The organism is Nostoc sp. (assembly GCF_054880495.1).
Window position 1 is genome coordinate 37,723 of sequence record NZ_JBTYKD010000411.1, and the last position, 18,809, is coordinate 56,531.

Below are 18,809 nucleotides of genomic sequence, written 5' to 3' on the forward strand. Positions count from 1 at the left end.
TACTTGAATTCTCACACTTTAACTAGTCGCGTCAAGGAAATTTTAATCGGTCGCCGTGTTGCTTGTGGATAAAGCTTTTGTTGTTTCCCAAATATGAAGTTTGACCTCTCCAATCCTAAATTAACGGGGATGCAATGAATACCGTTGACTGTCTCTGCTAAACTTAGTGCGAATAATTTTCTATTATTTTTTAGTAAAATTACAATTTGTAATAGAGACAACATACAATAAATTCAGATTCACTTGACAATTTTTATTGAATTGTGATTGCCCACATTTTCGCTACAAAGAGTTAGGATTTGGCTCTTAAGTGTCCTCTGCGATCGCCCACGCTGGGCGCAAAGCGCGATCGCAAATCATCACAAACTACTTTGCAAAACGCGCCCAACCTACGTGAAGCAGTTCAAAGAGCCTCTGCGTGTCCTCACCTAAGTGAAATATAGATGACAATGAAGATTTAACAGGAGGGATTCGATGCTAGTCATTTTAATGGACGAGCAAATCCTTGCCCCTGAGCAAGTTTGCCAGTCTTGTTTACTCGCCGACGGTCGCGGTCAACCCCGTTGGCGTGGGGGTCAACTGCGCTGTGGTCAAGCAATTCGCAAACTTACTCAACAGCAGCCAGACCAGTATGAATGTATGATGGGCTTTCGCATCGCCCATATAGAATAGTTGAATTTGTCAGCAAGACCAAGCAACTGCGTTATCCTAAGCTCAAGTAACTATATAAATTTCACCACAGGAGAACGCATAATGTCTTGGCGTGGGTCTACAACGGTTTCAGATCGAATTTTTGCTTCCTTGCCTTATTTGCTTCCGATGGTTGAGGTTTTTGTCTTTGGTAGATATTTGCTCTCAGAGTTTCCACCACTACAACTGCTATTTCTGCCGCTTCTGCCATTGTTGAATATTTATTACGGTGTGCGTTATGCGGGAATGATTATTTTCTTTGCTTTATTTTTGCTGGTAGTGAAAAACGAAAAAATTAGCCACTTTATTCGTTTTAATACCATGCAAGCAATCCTTTTGGACATCATTATCTTTTTGTTTGGCATCCTGACTGATGTTGTCAGACTAATTCCCTCTAGTGGTTTTGCAATCCAAACCCTATCCACAACCATTTTTATCGGCATAGTAGGAGCAGTTGCATATTCAGTCATCCAGTCTGTGAGCGGACGTTATGCGGAAATTCCGGCGATTTCCGATGCAGTGTATATGCAAGTGCGTTAGAAATTAACGGGCTACTATGGTGTTTTCCAGGCGACCAATACCTTCAATTTCTACACGGACGCGATCGCCTGGATGTAATGCACTTACACCCTCTGGCGTACCTGTAAGCACCAAATCACCGGGTAATAGCGTCATCACCTGACTGATATAGGAAACTAAAACATCGGGCGAAAACACCATCTGATCGATACAAGCAGATTGGACTGGATTGGTATCGTCATTCAAAAAAGTCTGCAATCTCGCTCCGGGATTTAATTCTCGCACAATCCAAGGTCCCAAGGGACAGAAAGTATCAAAACCTTTGGCACGCGTCCATTGACCATCTAGTTTTTGTAAATCCCGCGCGGTTACGTCATTGGCGATAGTGTAGCCCCAAATTTTTGTTTGGGCTACCTTTGGTGTACATTCAAAGGCGTAATCGCCAATCACTAATGCTAACTCTCCTTCGTAGTCAACTCTTTGTGACTGGGGAGGATATTTAATTTCCCTCTCAGACGGAATTATAGACGTGGGTGGCTTGAGAAAAATTAGTGGTTCAGAAGGTACTGGAGTTCCCATTTCGGCTGCATGCTCTGCATAATTTTTCCCTACCGCCACAATTTTTGAGGGAGCGCAGGGAGCCAGAATTTGGTAATTTCCTGGTGTCAAAGTTAAATCAGTGGGTTGTCCTTCTAACCAGGGCGGAGCATCTAGCACCTGGACATTGAGGGATAGTTGGAGTAACCCATAAAAAATCTGTCCTTCTGGATTTTGAATTCGCACATAGCGCTGTGCCATAACTTTAATGAATATCCTTTTATCTACGATTAGAACTTGTAAGCGGGTAGCAATCCTCAGTTAGCTTTTTAGTGAACCGATTCAGCCTTGAGCAAAAAAGCGATCGCTATAGATGAGATGCCCTTAGGCAAAGATACCCCTTAGCGAAGCTAATAGCTTGATCAATTTGCTGACCAGCACCAAAAACTGGATTCTTACTTGCTAAAGAAATATCGGGGTAAGCTCCCGACCTAGTTTTGATTAGGGACATCGAAAAAATCCAAACTTCGGCGATTTGGCTAATGATTCAAATAGAAAACTGGTAAGATTATAGTTCCTTGTTGCTTCAGATGTTGATTAATACTGAAATTTAAATTTTAAATTAAGTGTAAATTAATACTAGCAGCCACTTTTGTCCATGAGGAGACTGAAAAATATGACTACAAGTTACGAAACAATGTACATCCTGCGTCCTGACCTCGGAGACGAACAGGCAGAGCAAGCAATTGCTAAATATCAGAATTTGCTTCGCGATCAAGGGGCTGAGGATATGCAAATTCAAAATCGTGGTAAGCGTCGTCTGGCTTATGAAATCAAAAAACACCGCGATGGAATCTACATCCAATTAAACTACACTGCGCCTGCAACTGCGATCGCCCCCTTTGAACGCGCCATGCGTTTGAGTGAAGAAGTGATTCGCTATTTGACAATTAAGCAGGAACTCGAAGAGGAAAAACCCCCTAAAGAGGAAAAAGAAAAACCCGCTAAAGTAGCTGCAACGATCTAAGGGATAGGGAGTAGGGGGATGAGGGAGTAAAGAATAATGAATAAATTCTTCCCAATGCCCAATACTTCTCTTCTTAGGCTGCGCCAACGACTTCTCTACGAGACGCTACGCGAAGGCTACTTCGACCCTTCTCTACAAGACCCTTCTCTACGAGACGCTACGCGTAGCTTGCTTCCACGAAGTGGTAGGGCAAAGCTCAGGGCAACGCGCCGCTCAGTACCCTTCTCTACGAGACGCTACGCGAACGGCAAGCTCAGGGCATCGTGCTACGCGTAGCTTGCTTCCACGAAGTGGTACGGCAAGCTCAGGGCAGGTAAAGTCAGTACAAGTGCCCAATTCCCAATTTCATTCAATAAAATTTTGTCTCTTTCTTTTTTCGTGACTTGCCTGGGAATGCTAAATTAACAAATACTTGCCAAAGGTAGTACTCCCGCAGTTATACCTAAGAGTGGACAAGATTCTGAATGGGAGCTGTAAGCTACTGTGATCCAATCTGATACACCCAACATTCAAGTTCTCTCTACGGAAGTATCGCAACTACGCCAAGAGTTGCAACTCCGCGATCAATTAGTGCAACAACTATCTCAAGAACTCTTCCGGCTGGTAAAGGGTAATACTAGTTTTATGCCCCAGCAGCCGGATCTTGAGCGTGATCTGACTCAGTTACAGGCTTTGCAAGAACAACTCCAAGCTGTAGAGCAGCAGGTGGGGTTCTACCAAGAGCAAATTACAACTCGTGACTCCGAAATTTACCAATTGCGACAGTCAGTTCAAGAACTCACTGATCGCAGTCGAATGTTGGAGCAAGTAGTACAAGAGTTACCTCAAATTTATCGTCGGAAGTTTGAGGAGCGGATGACACCAGTCAGAGAAAAGGTAGCAATGCTACAACGGGAAAACCGCCAAATACAAGCAGAACTGCAAAGTGTGAGTTATCGTTTAGCACTCAAAACTCGCAATGCTAGTCACAGCGGCATTGATTTGCCAAATTTTCCCCATCCAGCATCCGAACAAAGTAACATTTCAACTCCCCAGAATGCCTAAAGTTACTATTATGGTGGAATCAAAGAGGTAAGGAATTAGTCCAGCAAAGCATCTTGGAGACTCCAAGTAGTATATCAAGGCAAAAATAACTTATAGAGTTATAAATAATCCCAAAGCTGAGATTCTAACCTTTCTTACCTCCTGCTTCCTTGCACTAGTTGCGTCGCACATAGAACAAGTAGCTTAGAGTAATTTGAAAAGCCCTCTCTTTAAGAGGTTGGGGAGTGTCACAAACAATTGCATTGCTTTGACCAATTTTTGGTCATTCCCTACTTTACTGGTTTAGGTAGATTGGCTTTCAACAAGCAGATAGACTCATCTGCAATTTATACCTAGCTGAAAGCCATGAGTTTTATTCAACATACTTCTCCAGATATCAAAGAAAATCAGCCTGCTAGCATCAGACTGTAATCTTTAAGAATGTGAAAAAATGCAAATATTGCTTGACTCCACCATCCTTCTATAGGTAGATTTATTAGTTAGCCTACTAGCATCAGACTCTTATCTTTGACGGCAGTAAAAATATCATCGTAAGTGGGAAAAATTTCAAAGACTGTATCTAATTGGGTAAGTTCCAAAATTAACCGTACAGGAGCTTGCACGTTGCATAAAACTAAGCGGCAACCACTCTGACGTGCAGCTTTCAATCCTTTTACTAAAGGGACTAACCCCGAACTGTCCATGAAATTAACTTTTGTTAGGTCGATAACCCAGAGTTGATGAGCTTGGGGGACTACTGCGAACATCTGTTCACTCAAAGCCTTACCGCCTTGCAAATCTATGCTTCCTTGGGGTTTAAACAAAATCACTTGAAGTTCTTGTGTGAGAGTCATGAGTTTAATAGGGTAGTTGGAACACTTGACAAAAAATTGAAAAAAGATATCAATACTTCTTCTCTTTCAACGGCAAAACGACTGTTTTACCCCGATATTTGGGTAATTGCAGTCGTGCAATTGAGAGCGATTATTTCAGTATTCATACCGTATAATTTGTGATAACTTTCATCAATATAGGCATAAGGGCCTAACAATTTCGGTATCAACCGTATCTTTTACAAGATTTTCATAATTATAGTGGATATTTATAAATTTCTTATAAATTTTTTAACTTTTAAAAAAAACGTATTAAATTGTGGTAGGAATTTCTAAAAATTTACATAGTTAATAGTGAAAAATTAATAGTTACCATAGACTATAAGTTATGAATTAAGGACTGAAAGTAGTAGTTTGATTGACACACCACCCAAAAACAAGCAAAAATATAATAAAAGTAAAAATTTGTAAAGGCGGCGGTGCGGGATGTCTTTAGAGTTGATTTCACTAGAAAATATCCAGAAAGTCGCCCATAATTACGGGTATTGGGCAATTTTTTTGGGAATTTTGCTAGAAAATTTAGGCATTCCCCTTCCTGGTGAAACCGTGACCTTAGTGGGCGGGTTTTTAGCTGGCAGCGATGAACTAAATTTCTGGCTGGTTCTCGGTGATGCAATTATGGGTGCTGTAATTGGTGGCACTTGTGGCTATTGGATTGGTAGAGTTAGCGGTTGGGCTTTTTTAGTAAAAGTTGGTAGCATATTTCGGATTTCGGAAGTGCGGCTGCTGAATATTAAAGATAAATTTAGTCAAAATGCTGCTAAAGCGGTATTTTTTGGACGTTTTCTGGCGTTGTTACGAGTTTTTGCGGCACCACTAGCTGGTATAGCCGAAATGCCCTTTGGAAAATTCTTTTTATACAACTTGTTAGGAGCAGTTTCTTGGGCTAGTTTGATGGTGACATTGGCTTTCTTTGCTGGCAAAATTATCTCTTTAGAACAATTGGTTGCTTGGGTGGGTCAATTTGCGTTCGCAGCTTTACTGATCCTTGCTGCCTTAATTGTTGTCCCTCTGTGGCTAGAGTCTCGTGAGGTCAAGGAAGTGAGTAATGAGGAGTGAATAGTGAAGAGTGAGGAGTGAGGAGTGAAGTAAAAAGTTATTTTTTTAACTTTCACTTCTTGTTATTTTGCATTTTTAACTCCAAACTCCTGTACAGAGGCGATTAATGGTGTCTCTCCAAACTCCTGTACAGACGCGATTAATGGCGTCTCTCCAAACTCCTAACTTTTAGTTAGCCGCGACCAAATGCGAGTTGGTAGTCCCCAAACGTAGATAAAGCCTTCAGCAGCTTTGTGGTCAAATTGGTCTTTGGCTCCGTAGGTTGCCAAATCGGGAGTATAAAGGGAATTATCGCTCGAACGCCCAACTATCGTAGAGTTGCCCTTGAATAACTTCACTCGCACAGTTCCAGAGACTCGCTCTTGTGTCTTTTGAATAAAAGCATCAAGTGCAACTTTGAGTGGACTGTACCATAAACCGTTGTAAACGATTTGGCTGTAAGTTTCTTCAATCCCACGCTTGTAATGGGTAACATCTGCGGTTAAAGTCAAGCTTTCCAAATCTCTATGTGCCTGAATTAAGACTAACATCGCGGGTGATTCGTAGATTTCCCGTGATTTGATACCCACGAGACGGTTTTCGATCATGTCTATCCGCCCAATGCCGTGATTTCCTACCACCTGATTGAGTTCTTCAAGTAGCTCAACGGGCTTTTTGGCTATACCGTTCAAGGTTGTGGGAATACCACCAAAGAAACCAATTTCGATGTACTCTGGCTGATTGGGAGTGTCAGCGATCGCTTTGGTCATCTCATAGATTTCTTCTGGTGGCTCAAAGGAGGGATCTTCGAGTAAACCAGCTTCAATACTACGACCCAGCAAATTCTTGTCAATGCTGTAGGGAGACGATTTTTTGACTGGTGAGGGGATACCAAAGTTTTCACCATAGGCGATCGTTTCTTCACGACTCATCCCCCATTCTCTGGCTGGTGCGAGGATCTTTAGGCTGGGGTTTAGGGCGGTTACAGAGACATCAAAGCGAACCTGATCGTTACCTTTACCGGTGCAACCGTGAGCGATCGCATCAGCACCATATTTTTCAGCCGTTTCTACTAATATCTTAGCAATCAGTGGACGCGCAAGGGCAGTTCCTAGAGGATAACGATTTTCATAGAGGGCGTTAGCTTGAATCGCTCCAAAGGCGTAATCTTTAACGAAACTATCTTTGACATCCGCCACTAGGGATTCACTTGCACCCGATTTCAGAGCTTTTTCTCGAATTGACTCTAATTCATCTCCCTGACCTAAATCTGCTGCTAGAGTAATCACCTCTTCCACACCCCACTCCTGTTTAAGATAGGGGATGCAAACTGAGGTATCCACTCCGCCAGAATATGCCAGGACAACCTTTTTGGCGCGACCCATTAATTTCTCCAGTTAGGAAAACAAAGAATGAGTCATTATTATATCTAAACTAATCCATGTATATCTTCTTCATGCAACAACCTATAGGTAGATTGTCAGCAAACTCAGATAGGATAATCTATATAATCTACAATACCTTTGCCACAATAAGAGCCTAAGTATTAAGTATTAACACCGAACAATCATTGGTTATTTATGGTTAATATTTAACCACCATTGGCGAAATGTTGGAAATCTTCGTGTATTACAAGATGAAGTGCAGAATGTGGGTTGAAAGCATCATCAACTCACCCTCGTAAATTGGCGAAGGTATTGAAGAAAAGGACGTAATTTATGCTGGAATGGTTTCAAGAACAGATGCAATGGAATTGTATTCAAACATTTACAGGACATCAAGGGGCATTTGCAGGTGTTAATTCTGTAGCATTTAGTCCCGACGAGAAAATACTTGCTAGTGGTGGATGGGATAAAGATTTAAATATAGTGAAAAGTGGAGTGAAATATTTAACGATTATTTTAGATAATAACTCGACACACAAACAAAACAGCAGTGGAATCATTCAGATAGATAAAACTATTACGGTAGACATTAAAAGTGCTAGGTGTAAAATTCAAGCCCAACCCCACTTGGTTCAAAATTGTTCCCGAAAAGTCGGTTAAAATAGTTGCTGGATGTTGCCAGCGCCCAATAGCTTCCCATGAGATAAAAGTTGCGATCGCTACTAAACCTAATCCATTCAATAAAGCTGCGAAAACTTCGATACGCTGATGTCCGAATGTTGCCTGACTCTTAACTGGTTGCTGTGCTAAGAAACTTGCAAATAGTGATATTAGCAAGGCTGTAATATCAGATAAGATATGTCCTGCATCTGCTTGTAGAGATAAACTTTGACTCCACAAACCCACACTCCACTCAGCAACAAAAAAACAAGCAAGTAAACCTAATGTTATCCACAATATTTTGGCTTTCTGCCGACTTTTAAGCACTTTTATCGAAGTATTTTCGCACTTACATTTGTCCCCTTGAAGTGAAAGCATTACCCAAAAAAACCTTTAAATCTAAAGTATTGTCCTGAAAAATTTCCACCTCAATATTTGTGATGGGTCTGTTCTAAATTTAGAATGCTACGTTATCAAAGATTATCCTTAGATAGGAACTATATATTTATGGAAATTACTCATTAACTTTTTATTCTAGAGATACATAATTTTAAATGCACTAATTTACTAAGACTAAGAATATATAAAAATTATCTTGGTTAATTTAAGGGATGATAATGGTTACGTTAAAAATGATAATTTAAGTAGGTAGGCGTAATTAAACATAAGATCAAACCTCACCCTCAATCCCTCTCCGTGAGTTCGGAGAGGGAAGCCGGAGGCAGAGTTTTTCCAAAAAGAATTCGCTACGAATTACGAATTACTAATTGTTTTACCTTTTCTGTTACCCAATCGACACGATCCTTTCCCCAGAATCTTTCGCCTTCCACTATCCAGGTTGGGACTCCAGGACAGCCAAACTGCTCGTATTCTGCCAAAGCTGCCACTGCTGCTTGTTGAGCTGCTTCGCCGTATACTAATTCCAGAATGCGATCGCCATTCAGCCCAACATCATTTGCAACTTTCTTAATCACAGACTCATCGTTGACATCAAGCTGGTCAATGTAAGTTGCTCGAAAGAAAGCGGCATCAAGCAGATGCTCCTTTCCAGTTCCACAAGCAGCGTAATACGCTCTGGCGGTCAGTTCTTCTCGACCAAATTTCATTTTCTCCCAGCGCTTAACCCACCTACCAAATTCTTCATACTCCTTGAGCCGAATTTCAATGCCGTACTTTTTCGCCCACCGCAGACAATCTTCTTTGTGATACGAAGATAATAGGGCGTTTTCAGTTCGTCCTTGCAGGTCAGCTACCTTTATACCTCGCTCCTTCGGTATGTAGATTGGTCGTCGTTCAATATCAACTGGCAATCCCTGCAAAGATTTTTCGGCAAGAGCAATACCAATATATGAATTTGACGAGTGGTATATCGAGTAGGAGTAAACTTTGATTCGCTGCGACATCTTGGCTCGCGTAGACACCTAACTCATAATATTACAAATTAGCGATCGCGGCGATCGCGTTGCATTAGCGAGTATTCAAGCATCGGAGTCCCCATGCCGCATACCCCATACTCAGTATCTGGTTGCTACAGTCACGGTGAAAAATATTAAGCTGGTAGATAGCACGTTAAAACTTTAGCGGAAATTCGGAATCGCATTCATCGGCGGTTTAGAATTCCCCATTGGCGAATTACCTGTAATTACATTATGTTTGATGCATTATCTGACCGTTTAGAATCCGCCTGGAAGAAACTGCGGGGACAGGACAAAATTTCTCAATCCAACATCCAAGATGCTTTGCGCGAAGTCCGCCGCGCCTTGTTGGAGGCAGATGTCAATCTCCAGGTAGTCAAAGATTTTATTAGCGAAGTCGAAGCCAAAGCACAGGGAGCCGAGGTGATTACCGGCGTGCGACCTGACCAACAGTTTATCAAAATTGTTCACGATGAACTGGTGCAGGTGATGGGAGAGGAAAATGTTCCCATAGTAGAAGCCCAGGAAAAGCCGACTATTGTGCTAATGGCTGGGTTGCAAGGTACTGGTAAAACCACAGCTACCGCTAAGTTAGCCTTACATCTGCGAAAATTAGATCGTAGCTGTTTATTGGTGGCGACAGACGTATATCGCCCAGCCGCGATCGACCAGTTGGTAACGTTGGGTAAGCAAATTGACGTACCAGTATTTGAACTAGGAAGCGACGCCGATCCCGTAGAAATTGCTCGACAAGGTGTAGAACGCGCTAGGGCAGAAGGTGTAAACACAGTAATTATTGATACTGCTGGACGCCTGCAAATTGACGAAGAAATGATGGCGGAATTAGCCCGTATCAAAGCAACAGTCCAACCCCATGAAACTCTGTTGGTGGTGGACGCGATGACTGGTCAAGAGGCAGCTAATCTTACCCGCACCTTCCATGAGCAGATCGGAATTACTGGGGCGATTCTCACCAAGTTGGATGGTGATAGCCGTGGCGGTGCAGCGCTTTCGGTGCGAAAGATTTCGGGAGCGCCGATTAAGTTTGTCGGCGTAGGTGAGAAAGTCGAGGCACTGCAACCGTTTTATCCCGATCGCATGGCATCGCGGATTCTAGGAATGGGCGATGTTCTCACCTTGGTAGAAAAAGCCCAAGAAGAGTTTGACTTAGCAGATGCGGAGAAAATGCAGGAGAAAATCTTGTCAGCAAAGTTTGACTTTACTGACTTTCTCAAGCAGTTGCGGATGCTGAAGAATATGGGATCTCTGGGAGGCTTGATCAAGATGATTCCAGGGATGAACAAGCTCTCAGATGATCAGCTCAAGCATGGAGAAACCCAACTCAAGCGCTGTGAGGCGATGATTAACTCCATGACTCGCCAAGAACGCCATGATCCCGATTTATTAGCGAGTTCTCCCAGTCGGCGGCGGCGGATTGCTTCTGGCTGCGGCTATAGAGAGTCCGATGTAAGTAAACTGGTGGGTGATTTCCAAAAAATGCGATCGCTCATGCAGCAAATGGGTCAAGGTGGCTTCCCTGGAATGCCGGGAATGTTCGGCGGCGGCGGTATGGGTAATGCCTTTGCAGGTGCAGGCGAGCGTCCCGCAGCCCCTGGATGGCGAGGTTATGGTGGTGACACCCCAGGTACGAAAAAGAAAAAGAAAGAAAAAAAGAAAAAAGGCTTCGGCAATCTTTAGTCGTTAGTCATTAACTAATGACCAATGACCAATGACTAAATAACTAATGACTAATAGCAGCAAATGCTAGGCAGTGCTAAAATTAGCATTTCGACCTCAGAATTTATCAGCAGAGGAAACTGACCCGCTATTTCTCGGCAGCAGCCAGATTTGGGTTACTTCCTCGCCAACTAGTTGCTAACTAATATCTAACAATAGGAGAATGATTCTTCAACCATGATCAAACTGCGCTTGAAGCGATTCGGTAAAAAGCGGGAAGCAAGTTACCGCATTGTCGCCATTAACAACCTCGCTCGCCGTGATGGCCGTCCCCTAGAAGAGTTGGGATTCTACAACCCCAGAACCGATGAAGTGCGACTAGACGTTCCCGGCATCGTCAAGCGACTACAACAAGGCGCTCAACCCACCGATACCGTCCGTCGCATTTTAGTAAAAGCCAATGTTTTTGAACAGGTCAGTGCCACAGCCGCATCATAATTCTGGAATAATATCCCCAACAGCTAATCCCAACTATCTTGGGCTGGTTCAGTTTTTGGTGCAGCCGTTTTTGGAATCTCCAGAGACTTTAAGCGTCGATTGTGAAATTTCTCAAGCCCTCAACCGGGTTTGGATTCGCATCGCCTTTGAAAGCACAGATAAAGGGAAAGTGTTTGGTCGAGGGGGACGCAATATTGAGGCGATTCGTACAGTAATTGCCGCAGCCGCAGCCGCAGCTGGGCAATCAACATACCTGGATATCTACGGCAGCACCACTCCCGGCCGCGAGGGTATGTCTTTTGATGAAGACACAGAAGAGCGATCGCCACCACCGACTAGGAGAGAACCGCGTGGAAATGATGGGTCTAGACCCATTGTTAAACCCCGCCTCCGCTAGGTTGAAACTAGAGAGCAAGTCTGAGCGGTTGTAGTTACCTCCGCTCAGAATTTTTATAAAAATGGAAAGTAGCAAAAAGATTTTTGGCTCTTTTTTTGGAATCTTCACTAGTAGGGGCGTACACCGGTAATTGGTGTTAACTTAAGAAAAAATCTGCTTTGAGAAGACGTTTTGCCCTCATCCCCTAACCCCGAATCCCAACTTAGGAGAAGGGGAACTAGAAAATTTGCTCCCCTCTACCAAAATTGGTCGAGGGGCTGGGGGTGAGGGTCAAACCTCGAAAGCATGCCTTGCCTAACTTCTAGGTTAAGTTGACACCAATGTATATCGGTACGCCCCTACAGCCGATTAATTTGTTGCAAAGATTCTTCTAAAATGTAAGTAATAAAAGTGTAATTTCGCCCTTAGCGAGAAAATATTTACCTTTGTCAAAAACAGATCCTCACGAATTAAGAAATACTATGGCAGGTGCCTTAACAATTCAGCTGCCGAATATTGCTAGCGCGATCGCTTTAGCCGGGGATGGAGAAGAAAATCTCAAAATCCTATCTCGGCAAACAGGAGCTATTTTAGTGCTACGTGGACAGGAATTACTGATTTCTGGTACCGAAGGGCAAATTGATCTGGCTTCTCGATTAGTGCGATCGCTTGAAGACCTCTGGATTAAAGGCAATACTATTTCCAGTGCCGATATTTTAACAGCCCGTCAAGCCATAGATAGCGATCGGCAAGGGGAACTGCAAGATTTACAGCGAGATGTCCTCGCCAAAAGTCGCCGAGGTGAAGAAGTCCGCGCTAAAACCTTCCGCCAGCGTCAATATATCGACGCACTCCGTAAACGTGATCTCACCTTTGGTGTTGGTCCTGCTGGTACTGGTAAGACTTATCTCGCTGTGGTTGTCGCCGTGCAAGCACTCCTTGCTAACCAGTTTGAAAAGTTAATTTTAACTCGCCCTGCCGTCGAAGCTGGTGAAAAACTCGGTTTTTTGCCTGGAGACTTGCAGCAAAAAGTTAATCCCTATCTTCGCCCACTTTATGATGCTATTTATGAATTCATCGACCCAGAAAAAGTACCCAGTTTAATGGAACGCGGTGTGATTGAAGTCGCACCACTCGCCTATATGCGGGGACGCACCCTCAATAACGCCTTTGTAATTGTGGATGAAGCTCAAAATACTACACCCGCTCAGATGAAAATGGTTTTAACTCGTTTGGGTTTCCGTTCGCGGATGGTGATTACAGGCGACATGACACAAACTGATTTACCACTTCACCAACAATCGGGTTTAGGAGTGGCTTTACAAATTTTAAAACACGTAGAAGGTATTGCCTTTTGCGAATTTTCCCAAAAAGATGTCGTGCGCCATCCTCTAGTTCAGCGCATTGTTGCTGCTTATGAACAATACGAAAAATAGGTATTGGGCATTGGGCATTAGGCATTGGGCATCGGGCATGAACAAATAACAAAGGATAATAATTTATGAGTACTACTTTGAAAGAATTTTTAGCAGCTTGCGAGACTTTGGGAACTTTGCGTCTAATTGTTACTAGCAGTGCTGCTGTATTAGAAGCACGAGGCAAAATAGAAAAGTTATTTTATGCAGAATTGCCTAAAGGTAAATATGCGAATATGCACACAGAAGGCTTTGAGTTTCATTTGAATATGGACAAAATTATTCAGGTAAAATTTGAAACTGGTGAAGCGAAGAGAGGCAATTTTACAACCTATGCCATCCGCTTTTTAGATGAGAAACAAGAGCCTGCTTTAAGCCTATTTTTGCAATGGGGTAAACCGGGAGAATATGAACTAGGACAGGTGGAAGCTTGGCAGACTCTAAAAGAGAAGTATGGCGAACTTTGGCAACCTTTACCCTCAGAGATTTAGTATAGATAATTGGTAATTGGGAAAACCGTCAATCAGCAATTATTTAGATAATACGATGTCACGAAACTGAATATCTTTAGGTGATTTAAGTAATTCAAATCCTTCTAGTTTAATGTTAGAGGATGTTTTAAAAGTGGTAGGCTGTGATTTTAGGCACTGATTAATCCCCCCTAGCCCCCCTTAAAAAGGCTACGGTGTACACACAAGTCCTAAAAACCTAACTTGATGAGGTTTTCCTCGTTCCGATTGTAGTAAGATTTGTGAAAGAGCAACCACATATTCCTGGGTTAAAAATATTTCCTCAGATAGATTATAAATCCGCAACTTTAGTAGCAGATAGAGCGTTTAATAGCTTAAATTTGGCACGGGCCTATTTAGGGAATGAAGCAGTATTATTAGTCAAAGTAGATCCAGATTCACCTAATCGTCAAATTACGTTCTTGCGTAGCAGTCGTCAACTAGTTTCTATTGTGACTGCACGCGCCACAGAAACTACCTCTGATGGCAAGTTCATCACCACAGAAGTATTTCAACAACTATTTAAAGGCGGTTCACGCCCCTACTTAAACTCTGTAGAATCTACCACCGCTTATCATAAACTTTCACCAGCTAATCCGGCGATTGAGGCAGATCAAGTTACTGCTGTCTATCTTTGACCCCAAGAGCGAGATTATTTTAAAGCTGGTTCTCAACCAGTTGCTCTCTATCGCTATCGCTTAGAATTTGTCTTTGTACAAATACCTACTACTTCAAAGTAGTGATTTAAACGTATAACCCTTGACTAGCTTGTATTACGTCTGTAATATAGAAATTCCAAGTTTCCGATCGCGCCCTTGGGCAGTGTGCATTATGGCAAAATTTAGAGATATTCTCAAATACTACGATCGCTATCGAGCGCTGATGATTTTCAGTATTGGCGCAGCGAGCCTTTTTGAAATAATTGATTTGGCTGTGCCTTATACCACAGGGCAAATTTTAAACGTACTTTCGGGACAACCCCTAGATCGTCCTATAGAGAATGCGATCGCTGCAATTAGCAACCTCACGCAACTACCACCAAATCGATTACTATCGCTAGGGGTGCTAATGAGTATAATCTTCTTAGTAACTGTTGCCAGAGCGCCGATTCAAATCTGGTCAACTTGGTGGTTTCATTGGGATATTGCTTTACGTACCCGACGAGACAACTTCACAAAGGCGATAATAAAAATACTCACTCTACCTATAGAATTTTACGATGAAAATAACCCAGGACGTATTGCCGGGAAAATTTCTAGAGGTTTAGAAAATCATACTTGGGCTTATCCAGAAATTGCTGGACAATTGATTCCCAAGCTATTCCGAATCTTAGGAATTTTTATAGTTATCTTGTTGATTGAGTGGCGCATTGCCATATTATTTCTGATTTCGTTCGTAGTCATTCTCAGCTTCACCCTCAGAGATTTAAAGCAGCTGATGGAACAAGAACGACGGCTAGATAAATACATGGAAAATACCCAAAGCCGCAATTCAGAAATTATCACCAACATCAAAACAGTTAAAGCATTTGCAACAGAAGCTTTAGAACTGAAACGGCAAAAACAAAGGCTTAACCGAGAGTTTAAAGTAGTAGATTACCGCATCCATCTTGGTTATGTGAAGCTCGGTAGTTTCAGAACGACAATCATTCAATTTTGTGTGTTTACAGTGTTAGGTTTGACCCTTGCAGCTACGCTAAAAGGTCAGATTTCTTTGGGACACTTTATTACCACTTTAACAGTTTCCAGTATGGCTTATGCCGAGTTGGAACCCATTAGCAACCTCTCTGAGATTTTTGCTCGTCGTTATGCCTCAATGTTGGGGTATCACGAATTTATGCAGCAACCAACCGGGGTAGATGCAGTCAGTTTAGAAGAAAGTACATCAGCCTATAGTTTCACTGGGAAAGTTGAGTTGTCGCATCTCAGTTTTGGATATGATGCCAGCCGTCAAGTTTTGCAAGATATTAACTTGTTGATTGAGCCATACCAAACAGTGGCATTAGTGGGGCGTTCCGGTTCTGGTAAGTCTACTTTAGTGAAGTTGCTGTTGCGATATTTTGAACCTCAAGAAGGTCAAATTCTGATTGATGGTCAAGATATTCGCACTTTGGATGTGAGTAAGTATAGACGAAGGTTAGCGATCGTTCACCAAGAAGTAGACGTTTTCAACGGTACCATATTGGATAACCTCACCTATGGGAGGACGAATGCCAGTTTGGAGGAGGTTCAGCAAGCCTGTAAGATTGCCAGAGTCGATGAAGTAGTGCAGCAATTACCCCAAGGTTATTACACCGTCGTCGGGGAACGAGGTGTCAGATTATCTGGAGGACAAAGACAACGCTTGGGAATTGCTAGGGCGTTGCTAGTAGAACCAGACGTACTAATTTTTGACGAAGCCACCTCTAGTTTAGATTATGAGTCTGAGCGTTCAATTCAGCTAGCGATGCGATCGATTCAGGGCACTTGCACCACCATTGTCATTGCCCATCGCCTAAGTACAGTGCGAGAAGCTGATAAAATTGTGGTGCTGGAGCAAGGAAAGATTGTAGAAGTGGGTAGCCACGATGAACTCTTGCGTCACGAGGGTATTTACCGCCGCCTGCATTCCCTGCAAGAAACAGGAGAACTCCTGAGTTAGGCGACATAAACATTTTAGATTTTGGACTTTCCTGCGGAACGCTACGCGTAGCTTGCTTCTCCGCAGGAGTACGGCTACGGTTCCATTGAGCGAAGTCGAGATGCTCAGTCGAACGATTTTAAATTTTAGATTGACCCCATGAATGAATCCGCTTGATTAAATCGACTTTATTGAAAATAAGGTCGATTTTTTTCCAATTGTCCCCAACAGTATGGGGTACGGGGGGCTACGCCTACGCCAATTATACTCTCCGTACAATCTGGTTTTAAATAATACTTATTTTAATCAATAATAAAATTGGCTCTTCAGTACTTACTATGCTAAACTCCTTTGATAAAACCCTGAAAGCCTTATTTATCAACATAATTAGCATTATTTGCTAACATTTTAGGATTTTAGCAATAATTTTGGCTTTTAACCCTATTTTTTAAGCCAAATTTTGATGTTTAACTAATAATTTGGCATAACAGGTACTGAAGAACCATAAAATTTGACATATTAATAACACAAAATTGACATAAATTAAATTAAACCTTTTGAATAAAGCAGCAGTCTAAATTTATAAATCAGTCCAGTTAAATTGCTGAAAATCAACTCCCAAAAAATTTAACTGACTAATCCCAGATAGTTGAACAAAGGAAAATTAGTTATGAAACGGATGCTTGCAGGTGTATTAGTTGCTTTACCACTGTTCATTGCTGCCATGCCAAAACAGGCATCAGCATTAGTAATCGATCTTGGTGGGCATCATCATCATCAAAGGTGGATTCCTGGGCATTGGGACAGAATACATCACCATAAGGTATGGATTCGCGGTCACTATGAACGTTAGTAATGAATTTAGCTAAATTCAGAACCACCTCTATCCAATAATTTTTTTATTAGATATAGGTGGTGAATTAGCATAGTTTAAATCAAGGTAACTTTGCTGGATAAATAAGTTAGTAATAAGGACTTTAGTCTTTATCTTAAGTACTGAAATGCTTACTACTAGGCAAAGTTACTGTGACAATTCACAATCCTTAACCTTTAAACGTTAACACCCTTTTATTTATTGTTTAGACTCCATAAAGGGAGCGGTAGAGCCGTAAATAATCCATTTTTCACTACTAGAATACTAATCGGTAATCGAAGTCTTCCAATCAGAAAAAACTAAGATTTACTCTTATCGGCTTCTTTCTGCGCCGCCTCACTATATTTCTTATATAGTTGAGTCCGAATTTTAGCTTCCTGATAACGGCTGTGATTTTGTGGCACTGTCCCCATTAAATCTGAAGCCCGTTGCCACTTAGCAGCTATATCTAACCACTGAGTTGAGGTTGTGGCTGTTTTACCAGATGCAGAAGCTTGATTGGCAATTCGCACAGATATTGGAAATGGGTCATCAGATGGCTCAGAAAGACTATTGTTAGCAGCATGGGATGCTGTTTGGACTTTCTGATCGCTAGTATTTTCTGTAGTTAAAGATTTGGAAGTTTCTAGTTGCATTAGGTTTTTCAGTTTATTACCTAACTGGGCATAAACAACCCAAGCAAGCAACAAAAGTGAGCATAAACCAGCTGCTGCTAATATCCTTTTTTTAGGTTTATTTTTGTGTTTTTCTTTGTTAATGAGTACTAAAGGACGAGAGACTTGAGTTTTAGGAAAATTTGGTTTTCCTAGTTCAGCTTGAGCTTCTGTGAAATCTTTAATTAGTTGCTTTAGAATATTAGGCTGAATTAATGTAATTTCGTGTGACCAAAGCAATTGGTTTTCGCGATCGCTATTTATTTCCTTTAGCCAAAGTAATTGTTGTTCCCGAACAATCCGACTATTGATATTGACTCGGCGAATTTGGCGCGGGGCGATGGACTCAAGAATTTGCTGGATTTGTTCGACGACGGGAGATTGCTCAAGTTGCTCTACCCTAGCGGCTTCGCACAGAAGTTGTAAGACACCATCAGAAAAAATGGCTCTAGTTCTGACACCAGACTTCGCTAGCTTTTCGTTCAATAGCTGAATAATCGCAGCAACACTACCTTGGTGAGCTTGCCAAGCGATATCGTTTATCCGGTCTACCACATGAAATTTAGTGATAGCTCTTCCACCCTGAGTGATTAACGTACTCATTAATTTAGGGACTCTTTTCTACTGACCTTGATCTTGTCTTCGATTTTAGGAGTAAAAAGATGAGTTGCCAAATAAAATCATAAATATAGAGCTTTGCTTTTCGATTCGGCAAAAACGCTCGATCGCGCTTAGTTAATTTGACATAGTACATTATGATCTGTTTTAGCGATCGCCTTTAGTCAGGTTAAGCTCGGTGAATGGATTCTGCGATGGTGCAAAGCACCCGCCAAAGGCGATCGCATTCTCTATGGCTAATAGTATCAGGGTCAATACCAAGCGATGGCTAACGACAAGCCGCTTCTCTATAGCGATTATCAGTCTTCTGAAGTACAGTAGCAGCAGTGAGTAAACCAACCCACTAAATTTTCTCTCGTCACTTCTGCGAATGCCGCATCTAA

The 18,809-nt window shown here is 42.1% G+C and carries 20 protein-coding genes and 2 pseudogenes; 15 read left to right on the forward strand and 7 right to left on the reverse strand.

Translation table 11 applies throughout. The features are described from left to right. Nucleotides 1–474: 474 nt before the first annotated feature. Entirely contained in the window at nt 475–672 is a 198-nt protein-coding gene (locus tag ACYTXL_RS34475; protein ID WP_334909001.1) for a hypothetical protein, read from the forward strand. Between the two features lie 81 nt (nt 673–753). Further along, entirely contained in the window at nt 754–1,230 is a 477-nt protein-coding gene (locus ACYTXL_RS34480) for a Tic20 family protein (RefSeq protein WP_335238743.1), read from the forward strand. Nucleotides 1,231–1,233: 3 nt separating this feature from the next. Here ACYTXL_RS34480 and ACYTXL_RS34485 read toward each other — a convergent pair whose 3' ends face one another. Beyond that, nucleotides 1,234–2,007: a fumarylacetoacetate hydrolase family protein gene (locus ACYTXL_RS34485; protein WP_461928504.1), complete on the reverse strand. Its 774-nt coding sequence runs from the start codon at nt 2,005–2,007 to the stop codon at nt 1,234–1,236. A 415-nt stretch (nt 2,008–2,422) separates the two neighbouring features. On the opposite strand from ACYTXL_RS34485, the gene rpsF reads away from it, so the two are divergent. From rpsF to ACYTXL_RS34500, 3 genes are all read left to right on the forward strand, one after another. Then, nucleotides 2,423–2,773 carry a 30S ribosomal protein S6 gene (gene rpsF / locus ACYTXL_RS34490; RefSeq protein ID WP_461928505.1) on the forward strand — a complete coding sequence of 117 codons (351 nt, stop codon included), beginning with the start codon at nt 2,423–2,425 and terminating at the stop codon, nt 2,771–2,773. Nucleotides 2,774–2,809: 36 nt separating this feature from the next. Further along, nucleotides 2,810–3,049, forward strand: coding sequence for a hypothetical protein (locus ACYTXL_RS34495; protein ID WP_461928506.1), 240 nt, complete (start codon nt 2,810–2,812; stop codon nt 3,047–3,049). A 207-nt stretch (nt 3,050–3,256) separates the two neighbouring features. Continuing rightward, entirely contained in the window at nt 3,257–3,817 is a 561-nt protein-coding gene (locus tag ACYTXL_RS34500; RefSeq protein ID WP_334908897.1) for an Npun_F5560 family protein, read from the forward strand. Nucleotides 3,818–4,296: 479 nt separating this feature from the next. Here ACYTXL_RS34500 and ACYTXL_RS34505 read toward each other — a convergent pair whose 3' ends face one another. Next, a complete protein-coding gene (locus ACYTXL_RS34505; protein WP_461928507.1) occupies nt 4,297–4,650 on the reverse strand; it encodes an STAS domain-containing protein in 354 nt (117 codons plus the stop codon). Between the two features lie 465 nt (nt 4,651–5,115). On the opposite strand from ACYTXL_RS34505, the gene ACYTXL_RS34510 reads away from it, so the two are divergent. After that, on the forward strand, nt 5,116–5,748 hold the full coding sequence (locus tag ACYTXL_RS34510) for a DedA family protein (protein WP_461928508.1): 633 nt from the start codon (nt 5,116–5,118) through the stop codon (nt 5,746–5,748). Nucleotides 5,749–5,909: 161 nt separating this feature from the next. Here ACYTXL_RS34510 and ACYTXL_RS34515 read toward each other — a convergent pair whose 3' ends face one another. Further along, nucleotides 5,910–7,112: an argininosuccinate synthase gene (locus ACYTXL_RS34515; protein WP_461928509.1), complete on the reverse strand. Its 1,203-nt coding sequence runs from the start codon at nt 7,110–7,112 to the stop codon at nt 5,910–5,912. Nucleotides 7,113–7,469: 357 nt separating this feature from the next. On the opposite strand from ACYTXL_RS34515, the pseudogene ACYTXL_RS34520 reads away from it, so the two are divergent. Then, nucleotides 7,470–7,580 (forward strand): annotated as a pseudogene (locus ACYTXL_RS34520) (hypothetical protein); the annotation flags it as partial. A 48-nt stretch (nt 7,581–7,628) separates the two neighbouring features. Here the strand turns inward: ACYTXL_RS34520 and ACYTXL_RS34525 are convergent. Together ACYTXL_RS34525 and ACYTXL_RS34530 are read right to left on the reverse strand one after the other, a co-directional pair. Next, nucleotides 7,629–8,099: a cation diffusion facilitator family transporter gene (locus ACYTXL_RS34525; RefSeq protein WP_461928517.1), complete on the reverse strand. Its 471-nt coding sequence runs from the start codon at nt 8,097–8,099 to the stop codon at nt 7,629–7,631. A 419-nt stretch (nt 8,100–8,518) separates the two neighbouring features. Continuing rightward, nucleotides 8,519–9,175 (reverse strand): DsbA family protein, encoded by a 657-nt coding sequence (locus ACYTXL_RS34530; RefSeq protein ID WP_461928510.1) that lies wholly within the window; start codon nt 9,173–9,175, stop codon nt 8,519–8,521. 246 nt (nt 9,176–9,421) lie between these two features. On the opposite strand from ACYTXL_RS34530, the gene ffh reads away from it, so the two are divergent. The 8 genes and pseudogenes from ffh (at nt 9,422) to ACYTXL_RS34570 (ending at nt 17,134) form a co-directional block, all read left to right on the forward strand. Further along, nucleotides 9,422–10,885: a signal recognition particle protein gene (gene ffh, locus ACYTXL_RS34535; protein ID WP_461928511.1), complete on the forward strand. Its 1,464-nt coding sequence runs from the start codon at nt 9,422–9,424 to the stop codon at nt 10,883–10,885. A gap of 216 nt (nt 10,886–11,101) precedes the next feature. Beyond that, nucleotides 11,102–11,362 carry a 30S ribosomal protein S16 gene (gene rpsP, locus ACYTXL_RS34540; RefSeq protein WP_012409382.1) on the forward strand — a complete coding sequence of 87 codons (261 nt, stop codon included), beginning with the start codon at nt 11,102–11,104 and terminating at the stop codon, nt 11,360–11,362. After that, on the forward strand, nt 11,325–11,759 hold the full coding sequence (locus tag ACYTXL_RS34545) for a KH domain-containing protein (protein WP_461928512.1): 435 nt from the start codon (nt 11,325–11,327) through the stop codon (nt 11,757–11,759). The genes rpsP and ACYTXL_RS34545 overlap by 38 nt, the downstream gene beginning before the upstream one ends. 461 nt (nt 11,760–12,220) lie before the next feature. Then, the gene (locus ACYTXL_RS34550) at nt 12,221–13,174 is read left to right on the forward strand and encodes a PhoH family protein (RefSeq protein ID WP_461928513.1); all 954 of its coding nucleotides are present in this window, start codon (nt 12,221–12,223) and stop codon (nt 13,172–13,174) included. 65 nt (nt 13,175–13,239) lie between these two features. Further along, complete coding sequence (locus ACYTXL_RS34555; protein WP_461928514.1) at nt 13,240–13,644, forward strand: ChuX/HutX family heme-like substrate-binding protein; 405 nt, start codon at nt 13,240–13,242, stop codon at nt 13,642–13,644. A gap of 239 nt (nt 13,645–13,883) precedes the next feature. Next, nucleotides 13,884–14,402: pseudogene (locus ACYTXL_RS34560) on the forward strand (DUF6816 family protein); the annotation flags it as partial. A 91-nt stretch (nt 14,403–14,493) separates the two neighbouring features. After that, nucleotides 14,494–16,302 carry an ABC transporter ATP-binding protein gene (locus tag ACYTXL_RS34565; RefSeq protein ID WP_461928515.1) on the forward strand — a complete coding sequence of 603 codons (1,809 nt, stop codon included), beginning with the start codon at nt 14,494–14,496 and terminating at the stop codon, nt 16,300–16,302. 649 nt (nt 16,303–16,951) lie between these two features. Further along, complete coding sequence (locus ACYTXL_RS34570) at nt 16,952–17,134, forward strand: hypothetical protein (protein ID WP_292796802.1); 183 nt, start codon at nt 16,952–16,954, stop codon at nt 17,132–17,134. Between the two features lie 320 nt (nt 17,135–17,454). Here ACYTXL_RS34570 and ACYTXL_RS34575 read toward each other — a convergent pair whose 3' ends face one another. Then, the gene (locus ACYTXL_RS34575; protein ID WP_461922042.1) at nt 17,455–18,411 is read right to left on the reverse strand and encodes a hypothetical protein; all 957 of its coding nucleotides are present in this window, start codon (nt 18,409–18,411) and stop codon (nt 17,455–17,457) included. A gap of 162 nt (nt 18,412–18,573) precedes the next feature. After that, on the reverse strand, nt 18,574–18,809 hold a 236-nt coding region (locus ACYTXL_RS34580; RefSeq protein ID WP_461928516.1), incomplete at its 5' end, for a hypothetical protein.

Excerpts from the sequence above, each read along its gene's own strand:
- rpsP (WP_012409382.1), top strand. The coding sequence starts at position 11,102 with ATGATCAAACTGCGCTTGAAGCGATTCGGTAAAAAGCGGGAAGCAAGT.
- ffh (WP_461928511.1), top strand. The coding sequence starts at position 9,422 with ATGTTTGATGCATTATCTGACCGTTTAGAATCCGCCTGGAAGAAACTG.
- ACYTXL_RS34505 (WP_461928507.1), bottom strand. The coding sequence starts at position 4,650 with ATGACTCTCACACAAGAACTTCAAGTGATTTTGTTTAAACCCCAAGGA.
- ACYTXL_RS34565 (WP_461928515.1), top strand. The coding sequence starts at position 14,494 with ATGGCAAAATTTAGAGATATTCTCAAATACTACGATCGCTATCGAGCG.
- ACYTXL_RS34555 (WP_461928514.1), top strand. The coding sequence starts at position 13,240 with ATGAGTACTACTTTGAAAGAATTTTTAGCAGCTTGCGAGACTTTGGGA.
- ACYTXL_RS34550 (WP_461928513.1), top strand. The coding sequence starts at position 12,221 with ATGGCAGGTGCCTTAACAATTCAGCTGCCGAATATTGCTAGCGCGATC.
- ACYTXL_RS34570 (WP_292796802.1), top strand. The coding sequence starts at position 16,952 with ATGAAACGGATGCTTGCAGGTGTATTAGTTGCTTTACCACTGTTCATT.
- ACYTXL_RS34530 (WP_461928510.1), bottom strand. The coding sequence starts at position 9,175 with ATGTCGCAGCGAATCAAAGTTTACTCCTACTCGATATACCACTCGTCA.
- ACYTXL_RS34575 (WP_461922042.1), bottom strand. The coding sequence starts at position 18,411 with ATGAGTACGTTAATCACTCAGGGTGGAAGAGCTATCACTAAATTTCAT.
- ACYTXL_RS34480 (WP_335238743.1), top strand. The coding sequence starts at position 754 with ATGTCTTGGCGTGGGTCTACAACGGTTTCAGATCGAATTTTTGCTTCC.
- ACYTXL_RS34545 (WP_461928512.1), top strand. The coding sequence starts at position 11,325 with ATGTTTTTGAACAGGTCAGTGCCACAGCCGCATCATAATTCTGGAATA.
- ACYTXL_RS34515 (WP_461928509.1), bottom strand. The coding sequence starts at position 7,112 with ATGGGTCGCGCCAAAAAGGTTGTCCTGGCATATTCTGGCGGAGTGGAT.
- rpsF (WP_461928505.1), top strand. The coding sequence starts at position 2,423 with ATGACTACAAGTTACGAAACAATGTACATCCTGCGTCCTGACCTCGGA.
- ACYTXL_RS34475 (WP_334909001.1), top strand. The coding sequence starts at position 475 with ATGCTAGTCATTTTAATGGACGAGCAAATCCTTGCCCCTGAGCAAGTT.
- ACYTXL_RS34510 (WP_461928508.1), top strand. The coding sequence starts at position 5,116 with ATGTCTTTAGAGTTGATTTCACTAGAAAATATCCAGAAAGTCGCCCAT.
- ACYTXL_RS34485 (WP_461928504.1), bottom strand. The coding sequence starts at position 2,007 with ATGGCACAGCGCTATGTGCGAATTCAAAATCCAGAAGGACAGATTTTT.
- ACYTXL_RS34495 (WP_461928506.1), top strand. The coding sequence starts at position 2,810 with ATGAATAAATTCTTCCCAATGCCCAATACTTCTCTTCTTAGGCTGCGC.